Origin of the sequence: Psychrobacter sp. Arc29, assembly GCF_041431175.1 — a bacterium.
Taxonomy (GTDB): Bacteria; Pseudomonadota; Gammaproteobacteria; order Pseudomonadales; family Moraxellaceae; genus Psychrobacter.
The window spans coordinates 302,834-329,477 of sequence record NZ_JASMRR010000003.1 but is presented as its reverse complement, the minus strand read 5'-3'; the positions used below and the strand labels follow the sequence as shown (position 1 = coordinate 329,477).

Genomic DNA, 26,644 nt, shown 5'->3' with positions numbered 1-26,644 from the left:
ATATTGCGTATGGTACTGCCAACCTTTTTTATTATTCTATGCGTTATAGAAGCGATGATGTCTTGATTGAGAGTTAATACACTGCTGTATTTTACAAATTACTTCTCTATTCATAATTCATAGTTTTGATTAAAAATGATGGACAACTCATCAGCAGCCTCTTGCATCAGCGGCAAATAGCTGAGTAACTCATCCATACTTTTTCTGACGGTAGGACCATGGGTAAACAGCGTGGCAAATGCTTGTTGCTCGCCATTAGGAATCATGACCGCACAAGCTACCATTCCTGGAATAAACTCCTCGTTGTCTATACCCACTTTGGTCTCGCGTGTTTTTATAATCGTTTGCATCAGTTGCTGTTTATCTGTCTGGGTATTGGTCGTGAGCGCATGTATCGACATCTTCTCAACGATACGCTCACATTTATCATCCGACAGTTGTGCAAGTAATAACTTACCACTGGCACTGGCCCAAACAGGCACATGAGTACCCGACGGTAAAAATATTTGTAGTGGCCAATCCGACATAACGCGATCGACATACACCACATCTAAGTCTTGTAAAATCGCAATACCAACTGTCTCCCCTATTTTCGCTGATAGCTCATTTAGTATCGCCAGCCTCTCATTTTTGAAATCACTATTTTGTAATAAGTTCATAGCAAGCTTATAAGTGCGCTTTCCACAGGTAACTTTCCCTGGCAAATCTAATTGGATAAACCCAAGGCTCTGCAGCTGATCCAGCAATCGATACATACTGGGCACAGGCACTTCTAACGTTTCTGATAAATCACTGACACTCATCGGTCTTTGGGAGCTTGCCAGCACTTCTACGATCTGCAAAACACGCTCCACGCTTGATCCTTTCTTCTTCTTAGCCTCACTCATTAATTACTCCAAACCTTTAGCTGACGCTCAGCAAATAAATTTATTCATTATAGCGATAAAATTTATGCTTTTGCGTCTTGTCATCATAAACATATTCTGTTACCTTTCACATAACGAGAAAATATTTATCGTTATGTGAAATTTTATTGTTAGGTATGATTCATTTTGTCAGTCCTTCTTACGACGAATGAACGGCCTATCAAGCTAATAATGGAAGTTATTAATACAAGGATGAGTAACTATGTCGCACAGTATCCTTCTGCCAAGAACGATGGAAATTGGCCGCGATGCTTGCCAAAAGCTACCGCAGATATTAAAGAGTTTGGGTATCAAAAAACCCCTGATCATCACTGACGACACGATGGTCAAGCTTGGCTATGTCGATAATATTCAAGGCATTTTAAAAGAAGCGCAGATCAGTGCGGATGTGTTTTCGGACACTGTCCCAGAGCCTACTGAAATGTCTATCAGCGCTGGCGTCTCTCAAGTCAAAGCGAAAGACTATGATGGTCTTATCGCGCTAGGCGGTGGCAGCCCTATTGATAGCGCCAAGGCCATTTCTATCTTAGGCAGATTTGGTGGCGATATGCGTGACTATAAGTTCCCGCGTCAAGTCGATGAAACGGGCCTGCCTATTATTGCTATACCAACCACGGCTGGTACAGGCTCAGAAGTTACCCGCTTCACTATCATTACAGATGATCTCAACAATGAAAAACTGTTGTGCGTGGGTATGGGATTCATGCCTATAGCAGCGATTATCGATTTTAGCCTGACGCTCAGTGTACCGCCGCGTACAACCGCAGATACAGGCATTGACGCGATGACTCATGCTATCGAAGCGTACATCAGCCCTAAACGCAATGCCTATAGCGATCAACAAGCATTGGCGGCGCTGCGTCTGATTGGACCTAATATCCAAATGGCTTATCGCAATGGTAAAGACGAAGCGGCTCGCGAGGCAATGATGCTTGGCTCTACCTTAGCTGGTATCGCTTTTTGTAACTCCTCAGTTGCGCTTGTCCATGGTATGAGCCGCCCGATTGGTGCGTTTTTCCATGTACCGCACGGCCTCTCAAATGCCATGCTGCTGCCAACCATTACCGAATTTGGCATCTCAAGTGCGCCTGACCGTTATGCTGATTGTGCACGTGCCCTAGGTATCGCGGATACCAGCGACACCGACGATCAAGCCAACACCAATTTAGTGCGCTTCTTAAAAGACCTAAATAAAGAGTTGCATGTGCCTACGCTGGCAGAATTCGGTGTGCAGCGCGCCGACTTTGACAAACTTGTCAATACGATGTGTGAGCAAGCATTTGCATCGGGCTCTCCTAACAATAACCCTCGCATACCCAATCTTGAAGAAATGATTCAGCTTTATACCATGCTGTGGGATGACAATAGTACGGCTCACGCATAGCGCTCTGTAGTATCAAAGTCGCCTTCATTTACTTATCAACCCATCAATAACACACCTGTTTAAAGGACATAAACTATGCAAACTATCGGACACTTTATTAACGGTAGCTTAGTCAATAATGACAGCCAAACCCAAGACGTCTACAACCCATCAACGGGTGAAGTCAGTAAAAAAGTTGCGTTAGGTGGCGAAAAAACCATCGGCGAAGCAGTCGCTGCGGCCAAAGCGGCATTTCCGGCATGGAGCAAAACCTCGCCACTAAAACGTGCGCGCGTCATGTTTAAATTCAAAGAGTTGCTTGAGCAAAATGCAGACGAGATTTGCCGCCTAATCGGTGAAGAGCACGGTAAGATCGTTCATGACGCTGCAGGTGAATTGCAACGTGGTATCGAAAACGTTGAATATGCGTGCGCTGCACCTGAGCTCCTAAAAGGTGAGCACAGCCGTAACGTCAGCACCAATATCGACTCTTGGAGCGAATTTCACCCACTAGGTGTTGTCGCTGGTATCACCCCGTTTAACTTCCCTGCGATGGTGCCACTGTGGATGTTCCCGATGGCGATCGTTTGTGGTAACACCTTTATCCTAAAGCCATCTGAGCGCGACCCAAGCTCTACCCTATTTATCGCACAGCTACTACATGAAGCAGGGCTTCCAGAAGGTGTTATCAATGTCGTCAATGGCGGCAAAGATGCTGTTGATGCCATTTTGCATCATCCAGATGTTAAAGCAGTCAGCTTTGTAGGTTCTACCCCTATCGCTGAATATATCTACACGACCGCAGCGGCGCAGGGCAAACGTTGCCAAGCATTGGGTGGCGCAAAAAACCATGCGATTGTTATGCCAGATGCAGATTTGGACAATGTTGTAACCTCACTGCTAGGCGCAGCATTTGGTTCATCAGGCGAGCGTTGCATGGCGTTATCTGTGGCCGTCGCCGTCGGTGATGAAACCGCTGACAAGATGATTGCGGCGCTAAAGCCTGCTATCGAAGAGCTCAAATTCGGTGTGCATTCAGAGAAAAATAACGACTTTGGCCCTGTTATTACCAAAGCGCACAAATCTAAAGTTGTCGGGCACATTCAGAGTGCGGCTGATCAAGGTGCAACCCTAGTTACGGATGGCTCTGACGTTCAACCAGAAGGTTATGAAGAAGGATTCTTTGTTGGTCCAACATTGATTGACCATGTTACTAAAGACATGGACAGCTACAAATCCGAGATTTTTGGTCCAGTACTGCAAGTCATGCGCGTAGAAACCATGGCTGAAGCACTGCAACTGATCAATGACCATGAATATGGTAATGGTACGTGTATCTATACTCGCGATGGTGAAGCGGCTCGTCACTTTATCGACAACATTGAAGTCGGTATGGTTGGCGTCAATATCCCGCTACCAGTACCCGTAGCATCACAGAGCTTTGGTGGTTGGAAGCGTTCACTGTTTGGTGATTTGGCGATGTACGGACCAGACGGCGTTAGATTCTTCACTCGCCGCAAAACCATCACTCAGCGCTGGCCTAGCACGGCAGTGAGAGATGAAAAACAGTTCTCTATGCCAACTTAATCCTCTTGTCTGTTGAGTGCTGGGTTATTGGTGTCCTCAAAAATAGCAAATAATTTGTAAATCACTGGTGCTTGCTTTTTATCTACCTCACCGGTGGATAGATAGCGAGCACTTTAGCGATACAGTTTGGCGGCCGCTCATCTCTATGCTATCGCCGCCAAGCAAACACTTATTTTTATCGTTCTCATTTTTACTAGCTCTAATTTTTAATAGCAATCGCATAATAAAATTCTAAGGATGGATGACTATGCAAGAAACTCGTGAATTGCCACTCAAAGGTGTCAAAGTAATCGATTTTGGTCAATATATTGCTGGTCCTGCTGTAGGTATGATGCTTGGTGACCTAGGCGCTACTGTGGTTCACATAGACCCACCATCAGGTCCAAAATGGCAAAGCCCTGCCAACGCCATATTAAATCGCAATAAATTGATGCTCAAACTCGATCTCAAAACAGAAGAAGGCTTAGCACAGGCCCGCCAACTCATTTTGAAAAGCGACATCGTCATCGAAGGTTTTCGCCCAGGCAAAATGGCAGAAATGGGACTCGATTTGGTCGCGTTACGTGCAGAACGTCCGCAGCTGATCACCTTGTCCATCCCTGGATTTGCGTCAAATGATGAGCTACGCCGTGAGCTACGTGCTTACGAAAGTATCGTTTCAGCAAGCTCGGGCGTATTTACCGACATGGGTTTGAACCGTGTCCTCATGGGCATCAACCCATCGTTCTCACCCCTACCACTACCCTCAGCTTATGGTGCCATGTTAGCTGGTTCTTCTGTGGTGTTTGCCCTACAAGCCCGTGAAAATACTGGCCTTGGTGATGCCATTGAAGTACCGCTTGCTGCTGCGGTTATGGAAGGGCTCTGCTATAACTCAATAGAAGTTGAAAACATGCCTGAGCGTTATTTAACCCAACGCGAAGTTGAAATTCAACGCCGCCGCGTTGAAGGCATCCCAATGAATATGAACTATGAAGAGCTACAAGAACTGCTCGATCCTTTTTACCGCAGCTATATGTGTAAAGATGGTCGTATGTTTTATGTGGTATGCCCAAGCCACAAGTATCATGCCAAGCGCTGCTTAGAAGTGCTTGGATTGTACGATGAATTGGTGGCAGAAGGCCTGACGGAGGAAGATGACACGTATGTACCCTCTAGTGAGTGGACCTCCGATACCTCGCTTGGCGTTTACCCCATGCCAAAGTACTGGGCAGATCATATCGCTGCAAAAATGAAAGACGCCTTTTTACTACGTACCTCCAAAGAGTGGCAAAAAATCTTTGGTAAACGTGGTATTCCTGGCGCGCCGCAGCGTTGGCTACAAGAGTGGATCCGTGATGATCATGCAGAAACGGCAGGTTTGATGATCGAGGTCGATGACCCTACTTATGGCAAGATGATTCAGCCAGGTCCGATTGTGTGGCTAGAAGAATGTGGCGAGCTTATGTTAGAACCCAAGCCGCCAGAGCCGAGTACCTTTGATGAAGCCTTAGCAAAGTTCCAGAACTTTAGAACCAAATTGCCTTCAGTTAATGAGAGCAGTGAAAAACGTGGTTGGTTAGACGGCGTTCGCGTCCTTGATCTTTGTAATGTGATTGCAGGGCCACATTCGGCCGCTTACTTGGCACGTTTTGGCGCAGAGGTCATCAAACTTGATTCTGCCACTCCACTGTACGACAGCTGGAACACCGTTATTTATGGTCTTTCTCAAATGACGGGCAAACGCTCTATCCTTGCTGATATTGGCAAAGGCGAAGGCCGCGAGCTGTTTGAAAAATTGGTCAAGTCGGTTGATGTGATCGTCTGGAATGCCACCGATACACAGATTAAGAAAATGGGATTAGATGCTGAAGGCCTTAAATCCTTAAATCCTGAAGCCATCTTTTGTAAGTTAGACTGCTTCAGTGGCGTACGTAAAGGTCCCTGTAGCGACTTCATTGGCTACGATGACGTGGTACAGGCCTGCACGGGTATCATGCTGCGCTGCGGCGGTGCAATGGACACGCCTGAAGAGCATGCTCACGTCGGTACCATCGACGTTATGTGCGGTTTTGGCGGTGCGATGAGTATTGGTGTGGCGCTTTATCAAAAATTCCGTACTGGACGTATCGGGCGCGGACGGACATCACTGGTTGCCAATAGTGCCTTGCTACAAATTCCTTATTGCTATGACTTTGCAAAACGTGGACTGTTTGATGAGCCATCAGGCCGCGAAACCAATGGTCATGATGAATTAACGCGCTTTTACTATACCTCCTCAGGTAACTATGTATTATTAAACGCGCATGAAGTTGACGTAGACAACTTCGAGAGAGTCGAGGGCTTAGAAGGCTTTAGCCAATTGGCAAAAAGTGACCGTGCCTCATTCTTGTCTAACGCATTCCAAAAGATACCTGCTCACGAATGGGTAGATCGTTTGCAAGCCGCAGATATTGCTGCCGTTATTTGTGCTGATATCAATGCGCTACGCGCAGAATATAGCCGACTAGCAGATGACACGCCAGGTATTGATCGTGGCAGTTACTCATTCTCAACCTATGAAGACCATCCAAGTGGTCACAAAGTCACCCAGCTTGACCCCTATGCCATTCGTCCCACTCATAGCAAGATATACGCGCTTTCTCGGCCTGAAAAGTTCGGTCATTCAACGCGTCAAATCATGAAAGAGCTCGGTTATAGCGAGTCACAAATTGAGGAAAGTATCGCAAGCGGTTATGTGAGCGATAGCTGGAGTCAAGAATACTTACCAAGTTAACCGCAAATTTGATGAACCATTTAAATCAGGAAGTGTCATTGTTTGGTGCCGCGTTTAGCGCCGTTGGGTTTGTACATAGGCCAAACAATGACTTTCTTTGAATGATATGGATTAGGCGACTGGAAGGATTGCGGAACCTAAGACTCATTTAAACGAGAAGTATACTATCTAAAGGATTAGATATGAAATTTAACCGTAGAAAACCTTTAACCAAATTACCCATCAAAGTAGCCACAAAAGGCTTTTATGAAGGGTTTAATAAAGACGTTACGATTACTGCAAAAATTTTACTGGGTCTGCTCATTCTCTGGGCAGTCATTTTTCCTGAAAGCTCGCTTGCCATACTAGGCACTATCAACAGTTTCTTGCTCAGTAACTTCTCGACATGGTATATCTTATCGGTCACCTTTTTCTTACTTGTCGCCATGTTCCTAGCCTTCATTCCGCGTTATGGCAAGCTTGTCTTAGGAGACAAAGGGGACAAACCTGAGTTTTCTAATTTCTCATGGTTTGCGATGATTTTTGGTGCCGGTATCGGTGTGGGCATGCTGACCTTTGCCACCGCAGAGCCGATGTATCACTTTGGTAATAACCCTGAAGTTATTCAAGGTATGGCAACAGGCTATGGTGCTGATAACGTGCGTTACGCGTATAAATGGGCCTTTCTCCACTGGGGCTTTAGTGCATGGATTTGCTATTCTTTAGTCGGTCTTTCGATGGCTTATTTTTCTTTTCGACGTAAACTACCCCTTACCATTCGCTCAGGGCTTGCGCCAATCTTTGGCAAAAAGCTATCCGGTAGGCTTGGTGATGCTATTGACATTGTCGCTGTCATTGCAACGCTTTTGGGTGTCGCACAAACACTAGGGTTTGGTGTTGAGCAATTTGTTTCTAGCATGTACCGTGTTGGCATGGGCGACTGGCTCCTCAACGCTGAAGGCAAATCATCCGCGGCCGCCATTATCGTTGCATTGATTGTCATCGTTGGGGTAGCCACCGTCTCTGCATTGTCAGGCCTTGGTAAAGGGGTCAAATGGCTGTCTAATCTCAACATGTGGCTCAGCTTTATTCTGTTTACCTTTTTCTTAATCTTTGGTTCGACATTCTTTGGTTTGCAATCTTTTTTCTTAGGTTTGTTTGACTATGTGGTTGCACTTCCTGCCCTGCTAACAACGATTTGGCAGCCAGATGGTACGACTGTCGGTGATACGTTGTCCACATGGCAAAAAGATTGGTCTGTGTTCTATTGGGCGTGGTGGATCGCCTTTGGTCCTTTCGTTGGGGTCTTCTTTGCCCGTATTTCACGTGGTCGTAGCATTCGAGTTTATCTATTTGGTACGGTCATCCTACCTGCACTGATGTGTTTTATTTGGTTTTCAGTCGTGGGCGGTACCGCAATCGATTTAACACTAGGTGGTACTGATGCTATCTCAAGCGTCGGTCAAGAGTCTCAGTTGCTGGCAATGCTTGATGTGATGCTATCTCCTAATGCAGCTTGGGCAATGGCTATTTTAGTTCTGGTCTTACTATTGACTTACTTAGTCACCACGCTAGATTCGGCCATTTTGGTTATCAACACTATCAACTCAGGTGGTAATGAAGGTCCAAAAGGTCGTCCACACATTATCTTTTGGGGTGTTATATTAGCATTGGTTGTTGGGGTCCTATTGATCAGTGGTGGCTTGGGCGCAATCAAAACGGCAATGGTGATTGGTGCACTGCCTTTTAGTTTCGTCATGGTACTCATGGGAATAGCCCTTATAAAAGCGGTTCTCTATGACACCACTCATCCTGAAGTCGATATGGTAGAGTTAGTGGAGGAAAATAGTTGAGATTGACACGCTAATGGTCAGGCGCATAAAACACGTGCTACGCGATGTTTCGTGTAGGTTGCACTTTTAAGTTATAGGTCGTCGTAGCAGTTTTCTCACTAAAACTATAGGTCGATGTTAATAGTAAAAAACCACCTTGATAGGTGGTTTCTTATTTGCTAATTTTTATTCAGTCATAATGCAATGAGCGTTCAGTAGGCTCTATTTACAGTCTTTTCTTTCAAGGCCAGATTCACACTGGAATATCATTAAAAAATCATATGAGCACATAACGCAATAATCGGTAATGAGATAACCGTTCTTAATAGGAAAATCACCAATAACTGAAAGAAGCTCACGGGGATTTTTGTCCCTAAGATTAATCCACCGACTTCCGACATATAAATCAATTGAGAAACTGATAAGCAAGCGATGACAAATCGCGTTAACTCTGATTCTATTGAAGAGCCGATAATGGCCGGTAGGAACATATCTGCAAAACCTACCATGATGGTTTTTGACATTTCTGCGGCAAATGGGATATTCAATAGTTCTAAGAATGGAATAAATGGCATACCTAAATAATCAAATACAGGCGTTTTTTCTGCAACAATCAACCCTAAAGTACCGATTGCCATGACGATAGGTAGTATTCCTATCCACATGTCCAAGATATTTTTCAACCCATCGTTTAAAAAAGTCAAAAAACTGGGGCTCTTGTCTGCTTTTTGAACGGCTTTGTGTAAGCCATAGTTGAATAACGTTTTGCCCTCGGGAATCGCTTCGCAATCCACCTCATCGTTTTTTGTGATATACGTATCTTCAATTTTCGACAATGGGAATAACTTTGGTACGATGAGCGCACAAACAATACCGCATAACGCAACCACGCCAATCATGTTGATGAAGTAACTTTCTAGCTTGACTTGGGAAATCACCACCAAGCAAAAGGTAACCGAAACCGCTGAAAAGCTGGTCGCAATCACGGCTGCTTCTCTTTTGGTATAAAATCCACTTTGTAATTGCTTATCAGTCAACAAGACGCCAATAGTGCCGTCACCTAACCATGATGCCAAGCAATCGACAGAGGATCTGCCCGGTAAACCAAACAACGGTCTCATGACTTTGGTGCATAAAACCCCAACAAATTCTAGTAAGCCAAAATCAAGCAATAACGGCAGTAATAATCCTGCTAAAAAGAAAACAATAAATAGTATGGGCATGAGCTCATATAATAATAGACCACCAATACTGTCTGAATATATGCTCTCAAACCCAAATTGAAAATAGGTAACGACGACAAAAAACGCACCAAGTAATCTAAGCATCAGCCAAGATGTTTTGACGTTCAGTAAGTTATTCAAAAACTCATTGTTTAAAATCAATGCAGGTTTCATGATTTTGGTATATAAGCTGCCAACCACCGTAATCATAATTGAGATGACAACGAGCAATGGCAAAAAGTCGCTCATATAACCCTGTATATAATCCTTTAACACAGCGATAGGAATGGTAAATCCGTCTGAGTAGCTGACAAATTTACCATCTACATAAGGAATGGGAAATACGAAGACGATCAACCCTATCATAGAGGGTATAAAGAATTTTAAAAACTGTTTGAGATTGATACTGGTATTAGCACTGCTAGCATCTTGATTTGCAGTGCTGGCTTTAATAATGTCCATATTATTTTTACCTTTCGTCCCTTTTTAACTAACCTAAAAATTTAGGTAATATTTTTTAGGTTAAATACCCTTTAACTCATTCTTAATATTTCATACTAGTAATTATTTAAAAGAGAATGTGTGACCTCTTCTAAAATTTTAAATATTCTCGTTGAGTCATCTTTTGAATTGTTATATAAGGGATTGATTTCTGCCATTTCCCAGCAACATACTTTTTCATTTTTAATGAGCTCTATATTGAGCTGCATGGCTTGCTCATAAGACAGACCATTCATGGCAGGCGTACCGGTTCCTGGAACGTATAAAGGATCAACACTATCCACATCAAACGACACATAAATATGATCGCAATACTCTAGTTTTTTGAAGATTTCGGCTACTGTGGCACTGATGCCTTTTTTGGTTATTTCAGCCACGCTGTATAAAGGAATTTTATGTCTTTTGATTAACTCCATTTCCTCTTCTTGGTAATCTCTAACCGCACAAAACACCACGTTTTCTGGCTTGATTGATGGCTCATTGGACGCCATAAATTTTAGTCGTTCCCAATACTCTTTTTCTGTATCAGAGAGCTCGTTACGTTTGCATTCCAAGTTATCGATTGCACAGGCCATGGCCAAAGGCATGCCGTGCATATTTCCTGACCCACTGGTGTATGGTGAATGAAAATCAGCATGCGCGTCTATATACACCACACCGATCTCAGCATCAGGGTGCGCCATTTTGAGACCATGCATGGTTCCTGCACAGCTAGAATGATCGCCTGCGATAACGATAGGAAATTGATTCTCCTCTCTTATCTCTTTTATTTTATGTGCCAATTTAGAGATAACAGGCTCAATCACATCAGCGTATTTTGCATGTTTAAATGGCGATTCTTCTTCATGAATATATTCATTTTTGATACTGTCAAGTTGCAGTTTTTCGTAGTAGTCTGCATTCATCTCTTTCGATGACGCGCGCAATGCATCAATGCCTAGTGACGCGCCTTTTTTGTGCCCTGCGACATCTGAATACACTTCTACTATTCGCACGTTTTTCATTAGATCATTCATTATTTCGTCTCCATTAAATAAAACAATTTTTTATCATTTGAATTTATTTTTTTCTCACTACTTAGCTATAGTCAGTCCTGAATAAGAAAGATATATCCCGTATCACACGCTACTGAAACAAATTTTTCTGGCTTGCTGTGCCTTCGCAGACAGAGGCGGCGCAAAATTTATTTCAGCAGCGCCTATTTACTTTATAGTGGATCAAACACTTTATAACGGCTCAAACCTACAGCCCCCACTTACGCCATAGACTCAGCTTCACGCGTCACTGTACTATGCTCTTTACTGTGAGCTTTCACCACCGAATAGAGATTTTTAGGATCTGGTTGATGAGGGATCAAATCAAGCAGCTCATAGGCGTCCTGTTTTTTGATCAAATCACGCAAAAAGACTAGAGCCGTAAAGTCTTCTGAGGCAAAACCGACACCATCAAATACCACTAAATTATTATCGTTGGTGCGCACCTCTTTCTCACCTTTCACGATGCGGTGAAACTCCGTCACAGGAAAGTCTTGAGGAAGCTGTTGGATATCGCCTTCGATACGGGTTTGTGGTTCAAACTCTACAATGACGTGATCGGCTCTTAGCAGAATGTCGGCATCCAGCTCCGTTTTGCCAGGGCAATCGCCACCGATTGCGTTGATATAGACGCCTTTTTTGATCATGTCATCACGCAGGATGGTGGCATTTTTCTTATCAGCAGTACATGTGGTGATGATATCTGCCCCTTCAACCGCTTCTTCTACGGTTTTGCAGATGATAATATCTAGGCCTGAATCGGCAAGGTTATGCGCTACTTTTTCAGACGCAGCTGGGTCGACATCATATAAACGCACTTTTGAGATACCAACCACTGCTTTCATACCCATCGCCTGAAACTCTCCTTGCGCACCATTACCAATGAGTGCCAAAGTCTCAGCGTTTTTAGGCGCACAATACTTGGCGACTAGGGCCGAGGTCGCCGCTGTGCGTAATGCCGTTAAAATACACATTTCTGTCAGCAAGATGGGATAGCCTGTATCGACATCAGACAACACGCCAAAAGCTGCTACCGTCTGCAAATCACGCTTGGTATTGATGGGATGGCCATTGACATACTTACACGCAAACATGTCACCATCGCTGACAGGCATGAGCTCTATGACACCGTCTTTTGAATGAGAAGCAAAACGACTGGATTTTTCAAACTGATCCCAACGAAGATAATCTTGCTCTAACGCATCTACCAATTCTTTTATGGTCTGTTCGATACCATGATTACTGATGATTTCAGCCATCGCCTGTACGCTAACAAATGGCACACCCTGCTTTTGTGACACGATAAATTTAGACATTAGTTTTGCTCCCTTCCATGAATATTATTTGTTTAACCGACAATCAATATCCTACCAACTATAAATGTCAGTTAAAATGTCAATAATTTATTAAATATTGATGTATTTTTGACATATTGATAAGCTTTACTTAGCATAATGTCAAAACTTGATGAAGGAAGCACTTTTATGGCGTACTATACTTATGACTCTTTAGATAGCGAACTGATATCTGAGCTTCGACAAGATGGCCGCGCAACCATCTCAATCCTTGCAAAAAAACTTAAAGTTTCGCGTGCCACTGTGCAAAATAGATTGGATAGATTGATTCATAATGGCGCTATTTTAGGCTTTACGATTCGCGTGCATGAAGCGCTAGATAAAGAAACCGTTAAAGCGATGATGATGATTGAGGTAACAGGTAAATCTACCTCACAAGTAATTAGGAAACTGCGTGGCATCCCGCAATTGATTAAGCTCCATACAACCAATGGCGCGTGGGACTTGGTAGCGGAGATACACACGACAAGTTTGAGAGAGTTTGATGAAGTGCTGCGGCAAGTCAGAGAGATTGATGGCATTTTGAATAGCGAAACGAGTGTTCTGCTATCGAGTTTGTAATGTCTATATCCAGAAAAACTGTTTCCACTCATACAGTATAATTGCGTATATACATTTTATTTAGGGCGTGTCCCTATTTTAAAACAGTGATAAACGTTCGAATTAAGGACACGCCCTAGTCCTAGTATCGACTATATTTATAAACACTTTTTATCCCCTCGTTTCGTGTACTTGTAAGTATACTTTGCGAGCGTCATTCGAGGTTTTCAATGCTTAAACAACATCGACAAGCACTGGTGGTTGAAGGCGGCGGCATGCGTGGCGCATTTAGCAGCGGTGTCTTAGATGCCTTTTTACAACAACAATTCAATCCTTTTGATCTTTGTGTGGGCGTCTCTTCAGGTTCAACTAACGTTGCTAACTATTTGGCCGCACAACAAGGCCGCACCTTGCATATTTACTTGGATCATTCCCTTCGATCTGAATTTATTCATTATGGTCGTTTCCTTAGAGGCGGTGACTTACTGGATCTAAAGTGGATGTGGGATATGGTGGAGCAAGAATATCCGCTGGATCAGGCACAGTTATTTGCCAACCATGCTGAGTTTTATATGGTGTTAACACATGCTATTTCAGGAGAGGCAACCTACATTAAGGCAGCTAAAGACAATATTTTGGATGGATTAAGGGCATCAAGCTCTATCCCAGTGCTGACCCGCCAAGCGGTCGAGATATTCGGTGAGCCTTATTTTGATGGAGGTGTGGCAGATGCTTTGCCCGTACAGTGGGCAGCTGGGCAAGAGAGTATTGATAAGCTCATGGTCATACGTACTCGCCCGCAAAACTACGCTAAAGCAAGCAGTAAAGGCGACCAGCTGTTGGCTAAATATTATACTAAGCAACGACATGGTTTTGCCCAAAGCTTGTTGACGCGAACCCAACGCTATAATGACTCGGTACAATTTTTACAGACGCCATCATCACAGAAAATTTTAGAGATTTGTCCACCCGACTTAAAAAACATGGCGAGTCGATTATCCAAAAATAAAGCCAAGATCCGTTATAGCTATGATGTAGGATTAGAAGTTGGACACAAGGCGATTGAGGATTGGCATCAGCTTTAACCTTTTTTTTAAGTAAAGGAGAGATATCAAAAAAAACACTGGCTTCGCATATAAGAAATTGGCTTAGATAATTTTAGATAACCTTTGAATCACAAAGGTTAGTAACTAAGCTAAAACAAGATAAGTAATGATATAATGACCCGATAATTGATACTCTATGAAAGGTTTATACGATGGCTCGTACCGCTAGCGCATTGCACATTTTAGTCAAACAAAAAGAGTTGGCAGAAGATATCATTGCCAAGCTCAAAAAAGGCGCGGCATTTGATGTGCTGGCCAAACGATATTCAACCTGTCCATCAGGCAAAAAAGGTGGTCATTTAGGTGAGTTCGAAAAAGGCCAAATGGTAGGACCTTTTGATAAAATCTGCTTCAACGGCGAACTTTTTACCCCTCATTTGGTAAAAACCAAATTCGGCTGGCATGTGGTCAAAGTGCTTTACAGAACGTAAGCGTTAGACTGTAAAAACGTAAGTCGCCGCTTCAATGACAAGACGACTGAACCATTCAATTTAGGCTTTTTTCTTAACAAAAAAGCTTTTCATCAGGTAAAACGGTGCTTTATGTATAACAATTCCTCGACTCGTCTCAATAAATACATCAGCGAAAGTGGGATTTGTTCCAGACGCGATGCTGACCGCTTTGTTGAACAAGGTAATGTATACATCAATGGCAAGCGTGCATCGGTTGGTGATCAAGTGGCTGCTGGCGATGTAGTAAAAGTCAACGGACAGCTGATTGAGCCACGCGAGCCTGATGATTTTATTTTTATTGCCTTAAATAAGCCAGTGGGCATTGTCAGCACCACGGAAAGCTCTGAGAAAAACAACATTGTCGATTTTGTGAGACATTCGGTACGTATTTTCCCGATTGGGCGTTTGGACAAAGACTCTCAAGGATTGATCTTTCTGACCAACAATGGCGATCTGGTCAATAAAGTATTGCGTGCTGGCAATAACCACGAAAAAGAATATCTGGTCACAGTAAATAAGCCGATCACAGATAGTTTTATTGAGGGTATGGCGAGTGGCGTGCCAATGCTGGGCAAAATGACAAAAAAATGTCCCGTTACTAAGGTGGCACCCAACGTCTTTAATATCACGCTCATTCAAGGTTTGAACCGTCAAATCCGCCGTATGTGTGAGCATTTTGGCTATGAGGTCGTCAAGCTTGAGCGTACGCGGATTATGAATGTAAGCCTTAAGGGGCTTCCTGTCGGCGACTGGCGAGACCTGACACCAACAGAGCTGTCTGTTCTGCTAAAGGCAGTAGAAAAATCTTCTTCTCAAGACAATCATTCGGGCAAAAAATCACGCAATGCACCACGAAAAAAACCGCGTACTGATGCTCAATCAAAGTCAAAACCCTCTGCAAAATCAGCGGGTGCTGCAAAGGGACGTAACAAGCACGCCAAGGATGATGCCAGAAAACCAGCAGGTTCTAAAGGTAGAGACGGGCGTCCTACCGGTCGTGGCAAGAATGCTGGAGGCAATGGTAAACCTGCTGCAAATGGTAGACGCCCCTCAAAAGGTCGAGGTTCTAAGTGATAGTGATTATCTAATTTCATCATATCGCTGTCATAGTGATCAAAACGATGAAGATAAGCCCCTTTTTTAGTTACTTTTATTTCTCATGTTTGGCGTTATTTTTAATAGTTAAGTGCATTAAATAAAACAAGAAGAGATTTTGCTGACTCCTGACTTCTCGGGTCAATATTGACCACGGGCGCCACGACATTATGATGCATGAGCATCGCTCTTACTTCCTGACCAAGTGCAGCGATGCTAAGCTCATCGCCGTCCTCGCAATGAGTGACTGCAACAATGCATGTGGTTTGGGTTTTTTCAGGCCTAAAAAAAGTGAGCATTTTATCTAGATTTTCATAATCAGGTGTTTCTCCATATTTAATCAAGATAAGTAAACCCCATAGTGACCGATTCACAAACTCCCATAAAAACGAATAACGCTCCTGTCCTGGTACGCCATAAATCCCCAACGCCATATCATCGGATAATGTAATCCGACCATAGTCTATACCCACTGTGGTATATTCTTTTCCTATATCGATAGTGGATTTTACCTCTGTACCAAAAGGATTTATTTCGCTCAAAGTTTGGACCAATTGAGTTTTTCCAGAGCCAACCTCACCAATAACGGCTAATTTTTGGTAGTCCACTTTTTACCTCATTCCTAGAAATTTTTTAATAGCACCAAAGAAACTACTAGGTTCTTTTTCATGTACTGTTTCTATTTCCTGATTTTGAGACAGTTCTGACTCTGTCACTGTTAATATCCCAAGTGTTTCAAATTGATTAAGCGCTTCAACAACCTGATCACGTGTGCCAAATCTTTCATCTGCTACTAATTGTTCAAAAGGATAAGCAATTTTAGTTAACTTAACACATAAATCAATAATCGTCTGAGATTGACCAATACTGTTTAAATCAGGCCAAGCCTTTAACCTTAAATTCTTACCTTCATAATTTTCTGGATGAGGTGTATTTTTTAAGTCATAGAATTTTTTGATACCTATCTTTTGTTGTTCGTTGAAACTGGATAGGTCTATATCATAGGTTTCTCTAAACTGCTCAAATAGTTGACTTTGATCCACTAAATTAAAAACACTAATTTTCCATGTTTTAAAACAGCGCTTAGAGATGCGCCTATTGATAAACATACAAGGGTCTGAATGCCTAGAATCAACTAATATTTTTGATGCTAACTGTTCTACCACCTCGTAGGGTCCTTCAATCACTTGAAAGTAATACCCTTTCCTATAGCATAGGAATCCTGTTATTTCTGAATTCTTGTTTCTATTAGAAGCTTTGACGATACCTGACAGTCCAATGGGTAGACAAACACCACTTTTTGTAAGGGGTGCTTTACTGATGTAGGCAACACATTTCATTTCATCCCCCATACTTCTCTAAAATCCTTGAAGAAAACTGACCAACCGAACAATATTTTTCTGCTAACAGACTGATTTTAAATCAGGTTAGCAGAAAACTATTTTCTATATTATATTTCGATACCATCTTCCACTGACTTCACTTTTCGGCGTGCCAATGCGAGATTGGCCTTGGTTTTATCTAATACAAGATAGATAAATAAGTCCTCATGATTGGCTGTTGGGCGAATGATATGTATCTGATCCTCAAGGGTGATTAAAATATCTTGAATACCACCGGAAAGTCCTAACGACTTCATTGTTTGAACTTTAGCTTTGACAACCTGAGAATTACCAGCCGCTGCCAGCTCCAAGTCAACACCTCCAGCGATAGTCCCTAGTACCATGCCAGACATATAATCCACTATACAACCACCCATAGCACCATCAAGTGTCATTAGCTCTTGCAAAGACGCGTCAATATTTGTCATGTTTTACCTCTCAACTTTAGTTAGAAAGATTATTTGCATAAACAAACTTTGCTAAGCAGCTCAGCTTATCAAAGCTTAATTAATACTAACCTTTTTTTTCTAAACATTTAACTACTTTTTTAGTAAAAACTAAAAATTTTTTGAATTGTTAGGTAATGAGGGTGACAAAGAAATAGTAAGTTCTTACTTTTAAATAGACAAGAATAGGCCATCAACAATACATTAATATTTGCTGAGAAAAATCCTATAAACATGATTTACACTGTTAAATCCATAGATATGATTTTAGGAAGATTAAGCTACTAAATAAGAGAGTCAAAAAATATACATCTAAAATAAATGATGTCTATCGTTAGTTAAGGTTTGATTGGCAAATAAGATGATGAAAAATTTATTTTGAATTGAGAGCTATGTGCAGAGGTAAAAGCGAGAAGTTGTTATTCTATGAAGAAGATAAGGAAACGATCTATCAAACTTAGTATAAAAATAAAGAAGAGATCTGAATAATATAGTCAGTTCAATATAAGAAATTCATTAAATACAACACTTAGCTGATATTCATTTTTCTTGCTCACTATTTGCGTTACACGCGATAGGTTAGAAAAAACGAATACCAGCTGTACTATAATGGTTTTGTGCCGACTCTAATATACAGTACCAACTATATACTGCTGACCATTCTATCAGGTGATAAAATTGCCGCCAATTCCTTATCACTGAGCAATTTCTCTTGTTTGACCAAATCCGCTACGCCTGACCCACTTAGCAACGCATTTCCTGCGATACGACTGGCGTTTTCGTAACCAATATGTGGTACCAGTGCCGTCACAATACCAATGCTATTTTCGACATGCTGCGCACAGCGGGCTTCATTGGCAGTTATGCCTTGAATGCAGCGCTCATCGAGCATACGAATCGACTTTTCTAACAGACGCGCATTGTTGAGTAGGTTATAAACAATCAGTGGTTCCATCGCGTTGAGCTGCAACTGCCCTGCTTCTGCCGCCATGGTAACCGTCATATCCGTACCTATCACCTGAAAGGCAGCTTGGGTCATTGCCTCAGGAATCACAGGGTTGACTTTACCCGGCATAATCGACGAGCCAGGTTGTCTGGCTGGTAAATTGATCTCACCCAGACCTGTGCGTGGCCCGCTAGATAATAGACGCAAATCGTTGCTCAATTTAGACAGCTTAATGGCTAGGCGTTTGAGCACACTCGAGAAAGTAATAAAAGCACCCATGTCCGCGCTAGCAGCGATGAAATCCTCAGCAAGTGATACTGGCAGGCCACTTATATCGGCGAGCTCACTAATCGCTAAGCTGGCGTAACCTTTAGGCGCATTGATGCCCGTACCAATCGCCGTACCGCCCAAGTTCAATTCACATAGCTGTAGACAAGCCTGTTCGATTCGCGCCGTCTCACTGCCTAAATCACTGGCGAAGGCATTAAACTCTTGCCCTAGCGTCATCGGTACCGCGTCTTGCAATTGAGTACGACCCATTTTTAGAATGCCGCTAAACTCTTTTCCTTTGGTAGCTAAGCTATTTTGTAGCTTGATGATAGCCTCTTGCAGTGGTTTTGCCGCAAACACCATCGCCAAACGTGCCGCGCTCGGATAGACATCATTGGTCGACTGCGAGCGATTGACATCATTATTGGGATGTAAATGGCTATATTGACCGTACTCAAACCCCATCTTTTTTAAGCCAATATTGGCAATCACTTCATTGGCATTCATATTGGTCGACGTGCCCGCCCCGCCTTGAATAAGATCAACAATAAACTGTTCATGATGCTCGCCATTGATCAGATCGGTACACGCATCAGTAATGGCGCTGAGCTTATCTTCACTGAGTAGACCGTGTTGATAATTGGCTTTGGCCGCCGCCGCTTTTACCATTGCCAGTGCTTTGATTAAATCAGGAAAATGACTGATTGGCATGCCAGTAATATCAAAATTTTGCGCGGCGCGTTGCGTTTGAATACCATACAAGGCAGTGGCAGGAACGGCTTGCTCACCGAGCAAGTCTTTTTCGATGCGAGTATGGGCTTTATTATCGATAAGGTTATCTGTATGTGTCATATTTTTATGGTTTCTTAAAGTATAGAAAGTTGAAGCAGTAGACAGACAATACTCTGTTATTTAGGTGCATTGTCTTGGCTCTACTAAAGATTAGCGCCATCGTAACCGAGAATTTAGCACAAGAAAAACGCAAATATTTCGTTCTCAGCCCCAAAAATTTTGATGCTTAATGAAAAATATGACAGATAAGGTTGTTCTATGAAAAAGAATGAGCGCTTTCACAGTAGGTTTTTTGGAAAAAATTTATTTGGCAGGAAGAGTTTTATGAGAATTTTTTTATAAGAAGTTTGACTGATTGAGACAATGGATTAATCGTTAACTATAAGTACCATAAGTAAACACCTAGCTTCAGTGAGACAAGCTAGGGTTTATAAAATTGACTCACTTACAGTCCCAATGCTTGCTTTAAGGCATTGATTTGTGGCTGCTGACGATCCGTATAACGATACGCCAGTACAACCTCTCGCACCAAACTGTTATCCCCTAAATGGTGAATTTGTACGGGCGGCGTACTTCTAATCCATAGCCCTGCATAAGGAATTAACGCCACGCCTAGACCCGACTCCACCATCCGAACGATAGCATCAAGGTCATTGATCTCCATGATCGTATTGACCTTAATGTCTTGTTGTTTAAAGAATTTATTTAATTTTGCACCCGCTGAGGACTGCAAGGTGTAATGGATAAAAGGATGTTGCTCAAGCGTCTGCCTGAGGCTATGAAACGGCCATTTTTTGGGGCTAATGAGCACGTAAGGCTCCGTCATAATAGACTGGGTAACGATGTCTTTTGGCAGTGCAAATGCTGGCTGTATCGTAATCGCCGCATCTATCTCCCCGACTTCTAGTTTTTCAAATAACTCTACAGCACGCCCAGGGACAATTTCTGTCTGCATTAATGGGGCAAGTAACGTAATCGCCTTTAGCGCCTCTGGCAAGATACCCACTTGCACGGAGTTGATCGAGCCAATCCTAAGCTGCCCGTAATAGCTGGCAATATCAGTATCCGAAGACAGCTGCATTGTGGAGTAAAGCGCCAAAATCTCTTTGGCGATCGGTAATACGCGAGTGCCTTGCGGATTAAGCGTAATAGCACGAGCAGAACGAGTAAACAATGACAATCCTAAATTGTCTTCAAGCGTTTTGATTTGTGCGCTGACCGCAGACTGGGTCAAGTTGATGTGCCGAGCTGCCGCGGCAAAACTGTCTAGCTCGCAAACGGCGACGAAGGTTTTAAGCTCTCTTATCATTGATATCACCACACTTATAAGTTATGCCTGACATTTGAATACGATCTAATTTATCTCAAAGTGACTAATATCTTTTCATTAAAAATAAACCATTGCACCAGTACCGCGACTCTCAGGGTCTACTGATTGACCTTTGTTTGCTCGTCTGTTAGATTTTAAGACGATACATAATGTATCATTATTAAAAAATTGCAATGAATAGACAGTAATGTCTGCCTCACTGACTCTCACAGTATTTTTTGATCATTGTATTAGTTGCATTTCGTTCATGCTAAGGATAGCTCTTATGAACAACCGTTTACCGTATTTTTTTCATCAATCAATATTTCTCAAGTACCGATCCGGCAGAAGGCACTGATACTTAAGGGCATTATCCTACCACTTAAATAAAAAATAATAAAAACAGTCCATAGGATTTTATTGGACGGTAAACCACCTAAATCCTATTTATAAGAAACGATCCGCTTCACAAAGTATAGTTCACCGCCTATTTTTTCCATGGAAGGAAATCAAAATTATGAGTATTTTTGCTATTTTGTTGTCTTTGTCACTGTTGATGTATTTTGCCTATAGAGGCGTGAGCGTCTTAGTTTTAGCGCCCTTACTCGCTATTTTAGCCGTTGTGTTAAGCGGACAAAGCAACCAAACAATGGGCATCTATACTGAAGTATTTATGCAAGGTCTTGGCGGGTTTGCTGTCAAATACTTTCCCCTATTTATCTTGGGGGCTATTTTTGGCAAATTGATGGAAGACTCTGGTTACGCCTATAGCATCGCGCACAATATAGTCGATAAGCTGGGCGAGAAACATGCTCTGTTGGCTGTGGTACTGGCTTGTTCAATCTTAACTTATGGCGGTGTGTCCGCTTTTGTGGTGACGTTTGCCATCTATCCTATCGCAGCTGCTTTGTTTAAGCAGACCAATATCCCAAAAAGACTGATACCTGGCGCCATTTGTATCGGCGCCCTGACCTTAACGATGACCGCATTGCCCGGCTCTCCTTCCATTCATAATGTCATTCCCATGCCTTATTTTGAGACGGACGCCTTTGCAGCGCCTGGGCTAGGCATTATTGCCTCGATCGTTATGTTAGGTGGCGGTATGTTATGGATGAATCGCCAATTACGACTTGCAAGCGCGCATAATGAAGGCTACGGCAACCATACACTGAATGAAAAAGCGCCGCATTCAGGCATGGATATTCCTAATTTTTGGCTTGCGCTGTTCCCCATTATTATTGTGATCGTGGGCAACTATGCGTTTTCAAAAATGATCATACCGTTGTGGAACAACAGTTACTTGGCTGATGAAAAATTTGGTGGCGTCGCACTCAGCTCAGTGATTGGTATTTGGGCAATTATTTTGTCATTATTTTTGGCTTGTGTTTTTGTAGTTGTTCTAAACTTTAAGAAAATAGACAGTGTGGCAAACAGTTTGAACAAAGGTGCGATGGGATCCTTGCTGCCTATTTTCAATACCGCGTCAGAGGTGGGTTACGGCTCCGTGATTGCAACCCTTGCAGGTTTCGAGATTATCAAGCAATCTCTGATGGCCATATCCCCTGGTAACCCGCTCATATCAGAAGCCATCATGATTAACGTTTTGGCAGGTATTACAGGATCAGCCTCTGGTGGTTTAGGAATAGCGTTAGAAATCATGGGCGCAAACTATATGCAACTGGCAGAGCAGTATAATATTGACCCAGAATTGATGCACCGTATTGCTTCTCTCGCGTCAGGTGGTCTAGACTCGCTCCCACATAATGGGGCTATTATCACCATGCTCACTATTTGTGGTTTGACCCATAGAGAGTCTTATAAGGACATATTTGCTGTCGCTGTCATCATTCCTTTGATTGCTCTCATTCTAGTCATCATACTCGGTACGCTATTCGGTTCTTTTTAAGTGGGTTTGCTTTATCAGAGTTTTTTAGAAACATTATTGCCTACTCTTAACGCACTAGAAAATTACTGGTTGTTATAGTGATGTAATGATAGAAGGTCTGGGATGGTTAGCAGATGTCATTGCTAAAAAATTCGATTATAGTAGATATTCCTTATAATAACTGCTACTTACAGTAGCTACTAATAGCATTCATCCAAATAGACTGAGGGATTAAATCATGAAAACATTAGGATTATGTATTGCCGCAGGAATGGGCTTAAGCGCTTGTGCGAGCGGTGGAACGGTGGGTAACACCAACGCAAATAACATAGTGACCGAGTACCCTATTGAGACTGCCATGCTCAATATCTATACCAAACAACGTAGTGAAAATTTGGTTGCCACTATCGGCAATCAAACGGCCTCAGCAGATATTCAAGTCACGCCTAAAGGCAATATGGTCTTCAATAATAAAAAGGTACAAGGTACTGAGATCAATACGATCAATAAAGTGAACAATCAAATCACTAACCAGTCAGTCGCTATCAATTACTTCACCTTGAACCCTTTGGTATTTCACGGTTTTACAGACAGCACAGGCAAATATTCGGTCTCAAACCAAACAACCACTATCCCAAAAATGGCGACGGTGGGCGACTCAAACAAATTGATTACTGAAAATGTCTATAGCGATAGCAGCATGCGCAAAAAAATAGGAACCTATAACCAAAACTGGTCCCTGACGCGAGACAGCAATCAGACCGCATGGTTCTGTATCGAAACCTCAGACAACATGCTTGCTGGTGGCACCTCTGAAGGCAGCTCAAAAGAATGCTACAAAATCAATGCCAAAGGCGACATACTTGCGAGCAAAGTCACTATCGCACCGCCAGCTAGTAATGGCGGACAGACGATTACGTTTAACAGCAAGTAAGCTGCTCAATGATGAATAGGCCATTTCTTTAATCGGTCATTCATAGATTCTAGATTCGAAATAAAAATAAAACCGATATAAAAAAGGAGCCGAATCATCGGCTCCTTTTTTATAGCTTATTGAGCATAACTTAACCACTGCCCTCGCTAATGGTGAAGTGGCCAATGGTTAAATAATATTGACCTCATAACTGAATTTTTCTGCCAATCCATAAGATTCTCTATATTCGATAGGGTCCCCTTCTAGGTTTTTAGCAACGCGGCATACTTTCACTAAGTTTTCTTGCTTGGTATTGTCCAGATAAGGGTCTATATGATTGGAGATAAAAAACAGCATTTCTACGGCAGATGAGACAAACTGACCGCACTTTTTGTAATAAAAAGGATATAAAAGATTCTCAAAGTCTTCAGGTTCAAGACCGATAAAATCTTGGTAACGGGTCTCGGGTAACCAAATTCTTTCACTCAAAATCACTCTGTCTTCGACAATGCGCACACGTTCTATATAAATCAAACTTTCTTTTTCGTGAATATTTAATTCTTTATTGATTGCCTCAACAGGCTCTATCAACATGACTTTTTTGATGACGCCAGTCGGTATGACATAAGAGGCATCTTTATCGCGGTATTTGAAAAACCTTAATAACGAGCCCTCAAAGCTTGGCCTTTTTAAAAAAGTACCACGACCTTGCTGCTTTATCAAAACGCCGTCATCCACCAGTTTTTCGACCGCTTTGCGAACGGTGCCCACCGATACTTGGTACTTGTCCGCAAACTCCTGTTCTGTCGGTAAGGGGGTTTTTTCATCCCACTTATTTTCTGTCAGTAACGTTTGAATATGCCACCGCACTTGCTCATACCGTGGCATGTTAAATTTTTTAAAATTATCCATAATTTTTTTCACCACAATAGGAAGATTTTATTAATACGCCCAATCTTTCTAAGCCCAATCATGTTCATAAGAAATAAAATATCTCTGACACTCTATCTTAAGCCCTTACCAAACTCTATACACATCATTTCGATATTAAAGTCTATCTAGATTTTTTGGTCAATCTCACCTAATTAACGGCTCCTTTTTTGCTATTATTCTATTGAGTTATATACACTTAAGAAGCTGATAAGATTTGCTGGCTTAGAAAGTTGTTTGTCAACATTATCACAATGCTCTTTAATCTAAAACATATATATGTATGTAGATATTTAGATGTCATACCGTCAAGACCGAGGAGCGAATATGACCCTATATCTTATAGCGGCCATAGTAATTTCTATTGTGTTGGGTTACACCACTAAAATCAATATCGGCTTGTTTGCAATCGTGTTCGCGTATCTGATTGGCTGTTTTGGTATGCAGCTAAGCGCTTACGAGGTTATTAAATTGTGGCCTTTAAAGATTTTCTTTGTGATTTTTGCTGTGACGCTCTTCTATAATTTTTCCTTAGCGAATGGCGCGTTAGAAAAACTGTGTGAGCATTTGATATACAAGTGTCGACATTTTCCAGCGTTTTTGCCGCTGGCTATTTTCTTTGCTGCGACAATTGTAGCAGCTTTAGGAGCCGGTTATTACACGGTTCTTGCCACGATGGCACCGATGATTTTGTTGTTATCTAAAAGAACCAACTTAAACATTATTATTGCGACCTTGTCTGTGAACTATGGAGCGCTAGCGGGTGCCAACTTTATTACCTCACAGAGTGGCGTTATTTTCAGAGAGCTTATGAGCGGTGCTGGTGTGGCCAATGACAATACCTTTACATATGGTTTGGGTATATTTGCCGCGACCTTTTTGATGCCGATTGTTTTATTAGGAAGCTATAGCTTTATTAATGCCAAGACCAGCAAGATCGCCATTCAAACCGTTGTTCCAGCGCCTTTTGACACCAAACAAAAAAAATCCATCATGCTGATTTTTATGATGATGACGATTGTATTGGTTGTGCCCATCTCAAACCTACTCATACCGAACGTAGACGCCATTGAGTTTTTGAACGCTCGGATTGATATTGGTTTTATTGCCATTTTCTTCGCTTTGATGAGCTTATTTTTGAAGCTGGGTGATGAAAAAACCGTGATTGCGTTGATACCATGGAATACGCTTATTATGATTTGCGGCGTAGGTATGTTGATTAGCCTCGGTGTGGAAGTGGGCGTTATTTATGAGCTAACAGAGTGGCTCAGTACCAACGTTCCTATTTGGATGATACCATTTTTGGTGTTTATTATTAGTGCAATTATGTCGATATTTGCCAGTACGCTTGGCGTCGTTGCACCGACTCTATTTCCGATGGTCCCTGCCTTGGCTGTGGCTTCTGGTTTGAGTCCTTTTTTCTTGTTTATCTGTATCGTCATCGGCGCTCAAAGCTCGTCCATCTCTCCCTTCTCTTCAGGAGGTAGTCTGATACTGGGTGCCGCTCAAGTGCATATCGACAAAAACAAGCTATTGCATACGCTACTGTTTAAAGCAGTGCCTTTGGATATTGTCGTTGGCTTGATCGCCATTTTGTTTATTCAGATGATATTTTGAGCACAATAAAAAAACATATGTAATGTAAATAATGATACTTTGTTCAGTTTTATACTTATAAGACAATCTTTACAAGCCGTATTTACAGACAAAATATATCGCACCTATTGGCAGTGGCCGTCGACATTTTGCCTATCAACCAGCTGAGCAAACACTGATTCCGCCTCCCTATTGCCTGTCTCATAATAAGAAATTGCCCTCAGATAAAAGCATCCCCTGTTTCGTTTTAAGAGCGACTTCTTGTTTCATAGCGGTTGCTATTAATCACTCTCACCATGCGTTATTCATAAGCGTTTGTTTTTACTGTCATTATAAAACCTCATTTTAGATTAGGGCTGGACCTGTATTTATCTAATACCGACATAGCAAGCTTGGGTTCTTACAAAGTCCATCCCGCTACTGATTC

Annotated in this window: 21 protein-coding genes; 11 read left to right on the top strand and 10 right to left on the bottom strand. The window is 42.3% G+C overall.

Annotated elements, in window-relative coordinates; all coding sequences use genetic code 11:
* Positions 1-110: 110 nt before the first annotated feature.
* Positions 111-887 carry an IclR family transcriptional regulator gene (locus QO189_RS06480; protein WP_371532034.1) on the bottom strand — a complete coding sequence of 259 codons (777 nt, stop codon included), beginning with the start codon at positions 885-887 and terminating at the stop codon, positions 111-113.
* A 241-nt stretch (positions 888-1,128) separates the two neighbouring features.
* Between QO189_RS06480 and QO189_RS06475 the strand changes: the two genes are divergently transcribed.
* The 4 genes from QO189_RS06475 to QO189_RS06460 all read left to right on the top strand — a co-directional run bounded on the left by QO189_RS06475 (position 1,129) and on the right by QO189_RS06460 (position 8,463).
* On the top strand, positions 1,129-2,310 hold the full coding sequence (locus tag QO189_RS06475) for an iron-containing alcohol dehydrogenase (protein ID WP_371532033.1): 1,182 nt from the start codon (positions 1,129-1,131) through the stop codon (positions 2,308-2,310).
* Positions 2,311-2,385: 75 nt separating this feature from the next.
* On the top strand, positions 2,386-3,876 hold the full coding sequence (locus tag QO189_RS06470) for a CoA-acylating methylmalonate-semialdehyde dehydrogenase (RefSeq protein ID WP_371532032.1): 1,491 nt from the start codon (positions 2,386-2,388) through the stop codon (positions 3,874-3,876).
* 247 nt (positions 3,877-4,123) lie between these two features.
* Entirely contained in the window at positions 4,124-6,631 is a 2,508-nt protein-coding gene (locus QO189_RS06465; RefSeq protein WP_371532031.1) for a CoA transferase, read from the top strand.
* A gap of 182 nt (positions 6,632-6,813) precedes the next feature.
* Positions 6,814-8,463 (top strand): BCCT family transporter, encoded by a 1,650-nt coding sequence (locus QO189_RS06460; protein WP_371532030.1) that lies wholly within the window; start codon positions 6,814-6,816, stop codon positions 8,461-8,463.
* Between the two features lie 248 nt (positions 8,464-8,711).
* On the opposite strand, the gene QO189_RS06455 is transcribed toward QO189_RS06460, so the two are convergent.
* The 3 genes from QO189_RS06455 to QO189_RS06445 form a co-directional block, all read right to left on the bottom strand.
* Complete coding sequence (locus QO189_RS06455) at positions 8,712-10,127, bottom strand: YjiH family protein (protein WP_371532029.1); 1,416 nt, start codon at positions 10,125-10,127, stop codon at positions 8,712-8,714.
* A 95-nt stretch (positions 10,128-10,222) separates the two neighbouring features.
* The gene (locus QO189_RS06450; RefSeq protein ID WP_238036617.1) at positions 10,223-11,182 is read right to left on the bottom strand and encodes an arginase; all 960 of its coding nucleotides are present in this window, start codon (positions 11,180-11,182) and stop codon (positions 10,223-10,225) included.
* Between the two features lie 239 nt (positions 11,183-11,421).
* Positions 11,422-12,516 (bottom strand): ornithine cyclodeaminase, encoded by a 1,095-nt coding sequence (locus tag QO189_RS06445; protein WP_371532028.1) that lies wholly within the window; start codon positions 12,514-12,516, stop codon positions 11,422-11,424.
* 168 nt (positions 12,517-12,684) lie between these two features.
* Between QO189_RS06445 and QO189_RS06440 the strand changes: the two genes are divergently transcribed.
* The 4 genes from QO189_RS06440 to rluF all read left to right on the top strand — a co-directional run bounded on the left by QO189_RS06440 (position 12,685) and on the right by rluF (position 15,727).
* Positions 12,685-13,116, top strand: a complete 432-nt coding sequence (locus QO189_RS06440; protein ID WP_087040231.1) for an Lrp/AsnC family transcriptional regulator — start codon at positions 12,685-12,687, stop codon at positions 13,114-13,116.
* A 209-nt stretch (positions 13,117-13,325) separates the two neighbouring features.
* The gene (locus QO189_RS06435; protein WP_371532027.1) at positions 13,326-14,180 is read left to right on the top strand and encodes a patatin family protein; all 855 of its coding nucleotides are present in this window, start codon (positions 13,326-13,328) and stop codon (positions 14,178-14,180) included.
* 173 nt (positions 14,181-14,353) lie between these two features.
* Positions 14,354-14,632, top strand: coding sequence for a peptidylprolyl isomerase (locus tag QO189_RS06430; RefSeq protein WP_252962564.1), 279 nt, complete (start codon positions 14,354-14,356; stop codon positions 14,630-14,632).
* A gap of 111 nt (positions 14,633-14,743) precedes the next feature.
* Positions 14,744-15,727, top strand: a complete 984-nt coding sequence (rluF, locus tag QO189_RS06425; protein ID WP_371532026.1) for a 23S rRNA pseudouridine(2604) synthase RluF — start codon at positions 14,744-14,746, stop codon at positions 15,725-15,727.
* Between the two features lie 101 nt (positions 15,728-15,828).
* Here the strand turns inward: rluF and QO189_RS06420 are convergent, their stop codons facing one another.
* From QO189_RS06420 to QO189_RS06400, 5 genes are all read right to left on the bottom strand, one after another.
* Positions 15,829-16,356, bottom strand: coding sequence for an ATP/GTP-binding protein (locus QO189_RS06420; RefSeq protein ID WP_371532025.1), 528 nt, complete (start codon positions 16,354-16,356; stop codon positions 15,829-15,831).
* Positions 16,357-16,359: 3 nt separating this feature from the next.
* Positions 16,360-17,100: a BLUF domain-containing protein gene (locus tag QO189_RS06415; RefSeq protein ID WP_371532024.1), complete on the bottom strand. Its 741-nt coding sequence runs from the start codon at positions 17,098-17,100 to the stop codon at positions 16,360-16,362.
* A gap of 98 nt (positions 17,101-17,198) precedes the next feature.
* Positions 17,199-17,558 carry a hypothetical protein gene (locus QO189_RS06410; protein WP_371532023.1) on the bottom strand — a complete coding sequence of 120 codons (360 nt, stop codon included), beginning with the start codon at positions 17,556-17,558 and terminating at the stop codon, positions 17,199-17,201.
* A gap of 661 nt (positions 17,559-18,219) precedes the next feature.
* Positions 18,220-19,644: an aspartate ammonia-lyase gene (locus tag QO189_RS06405; RefSeq protein WP_371532022.1), complete on the bottom strand. Its 1,425-nt coding sequence runs from the start codon at positions 19,642-19,644 to the stop codon at positions 18,220-18,222.
* A gap of 385 nt (positions 19,645-20,029) precedes the next feature.
* The gene (locus QO189_RS06400; RefSeq protein WP_201602115.1) at positions 20,030-20,893 is read right to left on the bottom strand and encodes a LysR substrate-binding domain-containing protein; all 864 of its coding nucleotides are present in this window, start codon (positions 20,891-20,893) and stop codon (positions 20,030-20,032) included.
* Between the two features lie 514 nt (positions 20,894-21,407).
* Here QO189_RS06400 and QO189_RS06395 point away from each other — a divergent pair.
* Both QO189_RS06395 and QO189_RS06390 read left to right on the top strand, forming a co-directional pair.
* A complete protein-coding gene (locus QO189_RS06395; protein WP_371532054.1) occupies positions 21,408-22,799 on the top strand; it encodes a GntP family permease in 1,392 nt (463 codons plus the stop codon).
* Positions 22,800-23,016: 217 nt separating this feature from the next.
* A complete protein-coding gene (locus tag QO189_RS06390) occupies positions 23,017-23,712 on the top strand; it encodes a hypothetical protein (RefSeq protein WP_371532021.1) in 696 nt (231 codons plus the stop codon).
* A gap of 168 nt (positions 23,713-23,880) precedes the next feature.
* Here the strand turns inward: QO189_RS06390 and QO189_RS06385 are convergent, their stop codons facing one another.
* A complete protein-coding gene (locus QO189_RS06385) occupies positions 23,881-24,603 on the bottom strand; it encodes a GntR family transcriptional regulator (protein WP_371532020.1) in 723 nt (240 codons plus the stop codon).
* 345 nt (positions 24,604-24,948) lie between these two features.
* On the opposite strand from QO189_RS06385, the gene QO189_RS06380 reads away from it, so the two are divergent.
* Positions 24,949-26,238 carry an SLC13 family permease gene (locus tag QO189_RS06380; RefSeq protein ID WP_371532019.1) on the top strand — a complete coding sequence of 430 codons (1,290 nt, stop codon included), beginning with the start codon at positions 24,949-24,951 and terminating at the stop codon, positions 26,236-26,238.
* The last annotated feature ends 406 nt before the right edge of the window (positions 26,239-26,644 follow it).